General features: G+C 40.8%; 13 protein-coding genes. All 13 read left to right on the top strand.

All coding sequences use genetic code 11. The features are described from left to right. Positions 1 to 8 precede the first annotated feature (8 nt). Entirely contained in the window at positions 9 to 302 is a 294-nt protein-coding gene (locus I2F54_RS10910; RefSeq protein WP_195501205.1) for a hypothetical protein, read from the top strand. 5 nt (positions 303 to 307) lie between these two features. Continuing rightward, positions 308 to 2,062: a phage upper tail fiber protein gene (locus I2F54_RS10905; protein WP_195501204.1), complete on the top strand. Its 1,755-nt coding sequence runs from the start codon at positions 308 to 310 to the stop codon at positions 2,060 to 2,062. A 10-nt stretch (positions 2,063 to 2,072) separates the two neighbouring features. Then, positions 2,073 to 2,507, top strand: coding sequence for a hypothetical protein (locus I2F54_RS10900; protein WP_195501203.1), 435 nt, complete (start codon positions 2,073 to 2,075; stop codon positions 2,505 to 2,507). A 4-nt stretch (positions 2,508 to 2,511) separates the two neighbouring features. Beyond that, positions 2,512 to 2,952, top strand: coding sequence for a hypothetical protein (locus I2F54_RS10895; protein ID WP_195501202.1), 441 nt, complete (start codon positions 2,512 to 2,514; stop codon positions 2,950 to 2,952). A 266-nt stretch (positions 2,953 to 3,218) separates the two neighbouring features. Further along, positions 3,219 to 3,839, top strand: a complete 621-nt coding sequence (locus I2F54_RS10890; RefSeq protein WP_195501201.1) for a hypothetical protein — start codon at positions 3,219 to 3,221, stop codon at positions 3,837 to 3,839. 4 nt (positions 3,840 to 3,843) lie between these two features. After that, positions 3,844 to 4,023: a hypothetical protein gene (locus I2F54_RS10885; protein WP_148359752.1), complete on the top strand. Its 180-nt coding sequence runs from the start codon at positions 3,844 to 3,846 to the stop codon at positions 4,021 to 4,023. 1 nt (position 4,024) lies between these two features. Beyond that, the gene (locus I2F54_RS10880) at positions 4,025 to 4,429 is read left to right on the top strand and encodes a D-Ala-D-Ala carboxypeptidase family metallohydrolase (RefSeq protein WP_148359753.1); all 405 of its coding nucleotides are present in this window, start codon (positions 4,025 to 4,027) and stop codon (positions 4,427 to 4,429) included. A gap of 12 nt (positions 4,430 to 4,441) precedes the next feature. Further along, positions 4,442 to 4,732, top strand: coding sequence for a hypothetical protein (locus I2F54_RS10875; RefSeq protein ID WP_195501200.1), 291 nt, complete (start codon positions 4,442 to 4,444; stop codon positions 4,730 to 4,732). Between the two features lie 3 nt (positions 4,733 to 4,735). Then, complete coding sequence (locus tag I2F54_RS10870; RefSeq protein WP_195501199.1) at positions 4,736 to 7,072, top strand: hypothetical protein; 2,337 nt, start codon at positions 4,736 to 4,738, stop codon at positions 7,070 to 7,072. After that, positions 7,069 to 7,332: a hypothetical protein gene (locus I2F54_RS10865; protein WP_195501198.1), complete on the top strand. Its 264-nt coding sequence runs from the start codon at positions 7,069 to 7,071 to the stop codon at positions 7,330 to 7,332. Before I2F54_RS10870 ends, I2F54_RS10865 begins: the two co-directional genes overlap by 4 nt. Positions 7,333 to 7,370: 38 nt before the next feature. Next, the gene (locus tag I2F54_RS10860) at positions 7,371 to 7,835 is read left to right on the top strand and encodes a hypothetical protein (protein WP_195501197.1); all 465 of its coding nucleotides are present in this window, start codon (positions 7,371 to 7,373) and stop codon (positions 7,833 to 7,835) included. A gap of 211 nt (positions 7,836 to 8,046) precedes the next feature. Next, positions 8,047 to 8,340: a hypothetical protein gene (locus I2F54_RS10855; RefSeq protein ID WP_087426485.1), complete on the top strand. Its 294-nt coding sequence runs from the start codon at positions 8,047 to 8,049 to the stop codon at positions 8,338 to 8,340. Between the two features lie 76 nt (positions 8,341 to 8,416). Further along, the gene (locus I2F54_RS10850) at positions 8,417 to 9,406 is read left to right on the top strand and encodes a hypothetical protein (protein ID WP_195501196.1); all 990 of its coding nucleotides are present in this window, start codon (positions 8,417 to 8,419) and stop codon (positions 9,404 to 9,406) included. Positions 9,407 to 9,419 lie beyond the last annotated feature (13 nt).

The raw sequence follows: 9,419 nt of genomic DNA, 5'->3' as shown, positions 1-9,419 counted from the left end.
ACAAGATTATGAAAAAGATAAACTTTGAAAAGATGCTGATTGCGACAGATGTAGCCCGTAAACATTGTGAAAACAAGGATTGCCGGGAAGATTTTGCTAATGTACTATACCGTAACGGTAACGGTATCGCATCACATGCACTTGCTATGAAGATATATAATTCCGGTGAAGAAACAGAATATACCGATGAGGAAGTGACTTTGATACAGGAGTATGCAAATACTTTTTGCAAACCTTTCTTTATTGACGCGCTAAATCGTGCTATCGCCAATCAACCGGAAGAAGTAACCGATAAACAATAATAATTATGGCTTGGACTGAACAGGATTATCAAGAAATAGTTGCCCGTCTTATGGCTGAATCCATAGGGGTTAATGAAGTGCCGGATGCGGGAAGCACGGATGACATATCATCTCTTCCGGCCTATCAACCGGCAAACGGGACAGAAGTACCTACCGTAGTAAAAGCATCTCTTGAATTATTGGTTGCTCCCGCTTTGGAAGCTGCCGATAAGGCAAACGAAGCCGCCGATAAAGCAGAAAGTAATGCCACCGCAGCACAGACAGCCGCAAATACCGCCAATGAGAAAGCAGAGTTGGCGGCACAAGCTGCGTCCGATGCCACCGCAGCTAAAGAAGAAGCAGAAACGGCTACTCAATCCGCAAACAACGCCGCATCAAATGCTGAAGAAAAAGCAGAAGCCGCTAATACAGCCGCACAAGATGCCGAAAAGGTTGCCAACAATCCGACCTATATAGGAACAGACCATTATGTCTATGTGTATAACAAAGAAACAGATAGCTTCGACAAGACGGGTATTTATTGCAAGGGCGAACCGGGAAGCTCTTTCCGTGTAGCCGGAGAATACGCCACCCTTGAAGCCTTGAAATCCGCCGTTCCCGACGGTTCAACCATTGACGGGTTCATGGCCGTAGGTACTGAAGCTCCTTACGATTACTACGCATGGGTAAACGGCGACTGGGTTAATCAAGGGAAGATAGCGGGCGGCGGTTCGGGGAACGTGATAGTTATTCCTGCTGCTGCGATGAGCCTAAGCGACCAAGCAACATCCGATGAGATATTTAATGCCTTTGGTGGGAAAGACGCTTTCATGGATATATGTCAGAGCATCGTCAATAAAGATACTGTATGTGTTGTGGCAAACATACCCGAAGAATCAGGGATGAAAATTGTATATATTCCGGCAATGGCGATGGCTACCTATACGGATGCTAATAATGCTAATCTTATGATTGCAATTATTACACAAACTACTTTCCAATTAGGTATAACAGTCACGGATGGAGTTGCTACCCAATCGTCTCAGGTTTTAAATCATATTTACGAAGCCCCCTCTGACGGTAACGTCTACGGTCGTAAAAATAAAAATTGGGTGAAAGTTCTCGAAAAGTCAGATGTCGATGACAGTATTTCAAGTGCTCGTAATGCTGGCTATATGATGCAGCTTACAGAGATTGACGCTTCCGGGCTGGACGAGAATACATGGTATCCGGTCGTGATGTCGTTAGGGAATAGGAATACTGTGAGGATAGAAGTCTTAGTGGGATTGGATAGCGCAACTATTCCGTCTTGGTCTACCCATTACAATGGATTTTCAGTCCGTAAGATTTGGGAGGTTAACGGAGATGGATGGGGAGCAACTCACATAAACCGTCAGATATTCGTGTCAGATTACAAATTTGCGAATACTGACCCCGTAAGAGGCGTTGAGCAGTTATGTAACACAAGCGACGAATACGTCTTTGTAAGAGGTGGGGGCAAATATTTCTTCTACACTTCGCATGGCGTAACCCCCGTCCTCTATACTGATACTTATACAAGTGGAGCCAGTACTCCACAGTCCATCAGCCCCACCACTGAAGCACCCGCCGAGATAGTAGCGAATATGGCTACTATTGATAAGGTAAATGAACTTATTCAGAAAGCCTTAACCGGTTATGTAAAATCAGATAATATAACCACCATAACCAAGAAAACCGCCGCCGAATACGAGGATCTTGGCTCTAAGGATGCCAATACAGTATATTGTGTAACCGATTAAAACAACAATTATGAGTAACGAAAATAGTAATCTTAGAGTTGGTTCGGCTGGGGCTGGGCTGTTTGTGGGTAGTACTGAAATTCTTGGGGGATTAAATAATCAATTTATAAATAACAGTGGTAATCCGATTATTGTAGTTAACCGATCAGGCAATATAAAACGTATTAAATTTGATGATTATATTTTTGAGGGTTCATCCACTGATATAGAAATAACTCTAAATCCTAATGAAATAGCAGTATTATGCAGTCCGGGTAATGATTGTACTGTTTATGCGATGGATGCTATGAAATGTACTGTTTATGATGCTTTAAAAGATGAGGATGTAAACAATCCCTCAGAAGAAGTTAACTTTAAGGAGATACAACTTTCTTCAGGAGAAGAAATAGGAGGTTTATCATCGTCTTATACTTATGGTTTTAGTATAATGATAATCGAACAATAACATTATGAAAACAATCTATTACAACAGCAAGTTAGCCAAATTGATACTCTTTGGCAGCTATCACACGATAATGTTCTTCGGCTTCATCCTAACCAAATTTAACGTGTTATCAGAAACCGTGTTTCGCCATGAACGTACACATCAGAAACAGTTCTTCGAGTGCATGGAGATAGCGGCTATCCCGTCCGCATTATTGTCATTCTATGTCAGCGCATGGTGGTTGCTCCTTATCCCGCTATTCTATTACATTCTGTATGGCGTGGAGTGGTTCATCAGTCTTGTGTACCACTTGTTCACGGATGAACGGATAGGTGGCGGCAAGGTAAACAATAACGCCTATCGAGCGAGTGCATTTGAGATGGAAGCCAAACTGAACCAAGACAATCCGAACTATCTGAAAGAGCGGAAGTGGGGAGCGTGGTTCCATTATTACGGCAAGATATAAAACCCGTCCTATTCTCACGAATAAGGCGGGGACTGGCAGACTTTCAATTAACAATAAGCATATATATGTATGAGTAGAAACATTGTAAAATCTGCCCTATAAACAAACAACGTGAAAAAACCTTATCTATGTTATCACAACAATGCAAGGAATCAATCTAAACGTTTATCATTACCAGATAATGCTTATTGTCGGGTTATCGTTTATTGAACATTTATAAAACGCATCACAAAGATAAGAATAATTGTAAAAAGTAACAATACGATATGAATACAGATGTTGTAAACGCAGCCCTTCAAACAGGAAAGGGTATTAGTGATTTCGGAATGATGGCTATAACCGCAGGCTTTTTCCTTGTATTGTCAGCACTTCTTATGGTGGTCTGCTTCCGTTGGTTTATGAAAGTAATTAACGACGTAATGACTTCGCATAAAGATATGCTTGAAGACCTGAACAAACAAATGGTGGAGAACAACCATGTCATGAAAAGAATTGCAGAGGGGCTTATGCCGGAAACGCAATTGCGCATCAAGACAATATCAAATGTATTCTTCGACCTCTCTGTAGAAAAAGTGTGCCGTATTATTAAGAAGGTTCGTACAGAAAACCATATCGCTGATAAAGTGGCTACCGCAAAGAAGATACGTGGGTTACTAACAAATCTTCACGAGGATAGAAATAGTAAATTCGACTGCTTTACGTATCATGGAAATAAGCTATCGGAGTACACGGAAAGAAAGTGGATTGAGCAGGTTGCTAAAGTTATAGAGGCTGAAATATACAATGAAGCGGGGGAAAACAACGGAAGAGCTTATACGAATGTTGAATCGGCTTATGCAAATATAAGATTGGAATTTTATCATAATTTGAATGAGAGAAAGGAGTAACAAAATGAAAAAGAAATTGATTATCGCAGCGATTGTTATCGCTATCATCGTGGGAGTTATGCTTTACATGCACTACACTCCGTTTTGGGTAAACTTGACTACTGTCGTGTCATTCGGTGTCGGCGCTGTTGTCGGTTGGGTGGCTCACATGGTGTATAACAAATACTTTAGAAAGGAGAAATAGCATGAGATACTTTACAATTGCAGAACTGATTAAAAGTGAAACGGCTGATAAGAAAGCTATAGATAACAGACTGCCGAAAGAACTGCTCCCCAATGCACAAGCGTTGGTTGACAATGTTCTCGACCCGTTAAGAGAGGCTTACGGCAAACCTATCACAGTAACAAGCGGATACCGTTGTCCTGCTTTGAATAAGGCGGTAGGCGGCTCTAAAACAAGCGACCACATGAATGGATGTGCTGCTGATATTGTCGGTACTCCGAATACCCCGAAAGAGAACAAAAGGCTGTTCAATCTTATACAAGAATTGAAGCTTCCCTTCGACCAGGTCATTGATGAGGAAAATTTCTCATGGGTACACGTCAGTCACCGAAGAGAAGGCAACAGGAACCAAGTATTGAAACTCTAAAAAGAAAACATCATGGCAGCAGAAATTTTATCATTTGAAAAGAACGAAAGCGAGAATGCGTATTATGCAACATTTGTCAGCGATGGCAATCCCGTTACCATACAGATAAAGAATAAGGGCGGGTTAGTTACCGCCTTTGCGGGAATCGATGATTTGGAGCCTGTTCCTCTTTACCCCAATGCATCCCAGAATAGCGGTGCTCCTAATGTAATTTTCCGCATCGTAGGGATAGCAAATGGTATAAACATTACAATCAGAAGCTCTTCAGAAGTATTAGAAGCTAAGATGATTAAAGAGGAATAGCCTATGAACCCAATCACGATCCCCAACATCACTATCCCCGTAATCGGCTTGCCTACTATCGGCATCCCGTCTGTCGGTTTCCCCTCTGCTTCGGGCGGTGACCTTGTATGGCCGAAAGGTTTAAAAGAATCTATCAAGGCTATCTATGACCCTACGAAGCAAGGTATGACTAACTATGATGTGATAGAGGCCTATGTGGAAGATTTTACAACGTGGGGTAAATATACTAATGGAGTATCTGTTACTAACAATACTATTACAATTTCTGCTAATATAAATATGGCTGGAAATTGGATTGCTTGGAAAGAAAGTTATATTGATAGTATGGTAGTATATGTTAGTGGATTATCTACTGCTGGTAGTTATCTTATATATGGATATAATCAATTAGGTAAAACTCGTTTTGATATTCGTCTTAAAGATGGTATAAATATTATACCTATAAATGAGCAATATAAAGGCGGTTTTTATGGAAATGCTTCTATACCGTTTACAAATGATGTAATTATCACCCAACTCCCTACATCAATCCTAAAAGACCTTAGCGGCAACGGTAACCACGCCTATTTGTACGGCGGTAAGGGGAATCTGAATAGCGGAATTGGGCTTTATACGTACGATTATAATTCTGACCGTTGGAGTTCGACTGGACGTGCTGATTATATTATTACCAAAAAAGGTTTTGAATTTACTAATATTATTGAAGACGGTGGAATTATTTTTACCTTAGGTTCTAATATTGCTAAAGAGGGTGATAAAGTTAAAGTCAAAATATCTGGTATTCCTAATGGTGGTAGGGTTTATTTCGGAACCTGGATAACAGCAACTGAAGATGGTGAATATTTAGGAACTTATGCGTATGATAATAATGGAAATACAACTATCGGCACATTAGGATGTATTGGAGCAACTATTACTTTAGAATTTATCCCAGATTATCCCAACCAGCTCTGCTACGACGGGAAGATGTACGCCGTCTGCTACGACTTCCCTATATTGGAAGATTACACGGTGATGGCGGATAGGACGTGGTTTGATACTTCTACGAATAATAAAACATTTATTTCTAAACGAAATACAGATAATTTGGTTGCAGCATTTTTGTTTGAGAAAGTAAACGGAGTCACACAACAAATTACCACAAGTTTTGGAGAAAGTAATAGCGTTGAATTCGCTCAGGGAATAAGCTATCAGTCTAAGAACTCTTATAATGGAATAGCTATAAAGTCGGGAAATACAACCGATATTGATACGCTTGTTATTGGCGGTAGCATCTTAAATAATAATTTTTCGGAATTATGGCAAGGCTGCCATGGCAAAATCATCATCGCCGACCGTAGCTTTACCGAAGATGAAATTACTTGGTTAAAGGATAAATTCTTCACTATCGATATTCCCACTCCTGCCTACGATTTTGATTTCAGCAAGTTAAAGAGTGGTGAGAATACTTTTGCCGATAAATACGGAAACGAGCTTTCCTTGTATAATTTTGCTTGGAGCGGCATGAGCGGGAAAGACGGATATAATGAAGACTTTACTACTTGGAAAAGTTTTGCTAAGAAAGTCGATATTAAACCAAATTCTGCTCATGTATTTTTAGATAAATTCGACAGTACGCAACGTTGGATATTATATATTCCTCAACAGAGTACCGCTAATTCAATTAATGTCAAAATTAGTGGTCTAAAAAAAGGACAATCTTTTAGATATTATTGGACAGAGAAAACTAAAGGCGGTCAGATAATTATTGATAAAAATGGAATATATTCCCTACCCGCTATTAGTAGTGGTAAAGATTATAATGGTTTTGTAGCGGATATTTTATTCGAGGGCACATTTGATGTTACAATCACCCAGCTTCCTCTCTATTCCAATGCTTTAATCTTTGATGGAATAGATGATTATGCTTCATTTCAAAAAACATCTAAACTCATAAAATCTGTTATTGTAGACTTTATTCCATTGAAGCACGAAGATAATCATGGTATAATATACGACCAAAGATTACTTGGCAGTGGAGATGTATTTGCAATATATCATGCAGAAAATCTTCCTGCTTATAGTGCAAGAAATAATGGTGATACTTATATAGATGGAGTGCTGAATACAACTCTTATACCTGAACAATTAACAGGTAAACACATGCAAGTAGCGATTACGAATAATAATATTTTAAAAATGAATGAATTTATTTTCATAGGATGTAGAGCAACAATACCATCAGCTCCTTTTTATTCTGCTATGGCTCTTTACCGTATTACAGGATTCACTGAAGTCCTAACCCCTGACCAAGTTTGGAAATGGTATCAAAAGAATAAGCTGAAAGGGGGTGACAAATGAAATGGTTGGTTGTTCCTGTGGATGAGTTGAAACAGTTTGATAAGTATTGGGAGTACCGCAGAAAGTCGGTTGACGGTACACAAGCGATTATCCACGAAGGTACTTATAACAGACTTGTACCACCAGTAGTTACGATACCGGAAACAGATGACCCCATTGAGGTTACTTATCCCTATCCGTTACTTGGTGGTGAGGAATTGGTTGAAATGTTGAATACTTCTGAATGGAGTACGAATTTGGATTTAAATGAAAAGATATGAGAAAGTTACCGTTGGTTAAAGGATAATTGGAAAAAAATATGAAAAGACTATTGTATGTAATATTGCTTGCCTTAGCGGTGTGTTCTTGCAGAACGAGGATGGTATATATGCCGGTTGAAACAAAAGTTCTCGACAGCATAATCTGCCATGACACTACATTTCAAGAGAAGCTGATACCGTACAAGGACAGCGTATCGGTTTCCGATACAACGTCATTCCTTCGTAATCCATACGCCTATAGCTATGCTTCATGGAGTAACGGTACGTTGAACCATTCATTGGGCATTTACCCTCATGCAACGGTAACAGTCAAGATACCGTACTTCATCGAAAGGATAAGAAGAGTTGAAGTGCCCAAGCCTTATCCAGTAGAAAAAGAGTTGTCATGGTGGGAGAAGTTTAAAATCAATTACGGCGGCGTAAGCATCTCAATAAACATTACATGTGTTTTGTTCGTAATTGTTTGGCTCACCATAAAGATAAGAAAGAAATTAACGATGTAGAAGTCGGCTTAAGCTGGCGCTCTTTCGGGGGCTTAGAGTAGAAAGAAAGCCCCCAACGTTTCACGTTAATATTGCCACATAAAAACATGATAAGCATAAGACAATGCACGTTGGAGGCTTTAATATCTTCAACGCATTGTCTTATGCTTTGTTCATTGAATCTCATGTTCTATGTGGCAGGGCAAAGATAAATATAAAATTCAGAAAAACTATGTGTAAGTCAGAAATCTTTGCCGAAACAATCAATCTCGTCTCGCAGGAGACGGAAATTCCAGTCAATCGAATACTATCCTCGGATAAGGATACAGAGACCGTAGACGCCCGCTATCTGCTTGTTCGGCTGTTGGTTGAAAGGGGCATGTATCCGTCTCAAATAGCCTTACAAATCCACAAGACCAAGCGTGCGATAAACTACATGATTTCCAATTTTCAGGAGCGCATGGAAGGTGGGAAAATGTTGAGAATATATTGGGAAAATATAAAGAAGTCGTTGGGAAACAATTGATTTCATGTCAGATTGCGTATTTATACTTTTGCTGTGCGGTTGATATTGACCGTAATTAGTATAAATATAAATCTCTATGGAACGAACGTACGTTTTTAACCAGGACGGTAACGGCGGTAATGGCGGAAGCAAATTCGACATTATGGCTATGCTACCCAACCTGATGGGAAGCAAGGGTGTAGACCCCGGACTTCTCGCTTTACTGAACCAGGGACGTAACAACCAAGACATGTGGGGTGGAAGCGGAATGTGGTTCATCTGGATTATCCTTTTGTGGTTCTGTTGGGGCGGTAACGGCTTCGGTAACCGCTTTGGCAATGGCGGCGGTCTGCCTTCCGAGCTTAACGGTGATGTGGGTCGTGAATACCTGATGTCAGCCATTCAGGGTAACGGTAACGCCATCAATCAGCTTGCCTCTTCTTTGAACTGCTCTACCCAGCAGTTGCAAAGCGCCTTGTGTAACATTCAAGGACTTATCGCCAATGTGGGCAATCAGGTGGGCATGTCTACCCAGCAAATCATCAACGCATTCCAGTCCGGCAATCAGGCTGTTCTCACACAATTGGCAGATTGCTGCTGCAAGACGCAGAACGCCATTACCACAATGGGCTATGAGAATCAGCTTGCCATGTGTAACCAAACCAATACTTTGGTTAACACGGCTAACCAGAACACTTTGTCATTGCGTGACGGTGCAACCGCCAATACTCAGGCTATCATCGCCAAGTTGGATGCCATGCAGAACCAGGCACTGCAAGACAAGATTGCTTCTCTGACTGCGGAAAAAGCCACTTTGACCGCTGAAATCTCTCAACGTAACCAAAACGCCACTATCCTGAATGCGGTAGGTCAACAGATTGCTCCTTTGGCAGCAGGATTACAGGCATTACAAAGCGACGTTGACGGCATCAAATGTAAGTTGCCCAACACTGTTCCGGTACAATATCCGAACATTGTCGGCGTAAACCTTGACACTTACCGTGCCGCCGCATACGGGGCTTATGCTGGTGATGCCGCATACGGTCGTAGCGGTTATGGATGTGGTTGCAACAACTACTGGGGTTAATTCCGGTAAGAAA

The sequence above is a fragment of the Bacteroides clarus genome (genome assembly GCF_015555825.1).
GTDB classification, from domain to species: Bacteria; Bacteroidota; Bacteroidia; order Bacteroidales; family Bacteroidaceae; genus Bacteroides; species Bacteroides clarus.
Note: the sequence above shows the minus strand (reverse complement) of the source record. Positions and strands in the feature narration are given on the sequence as shown.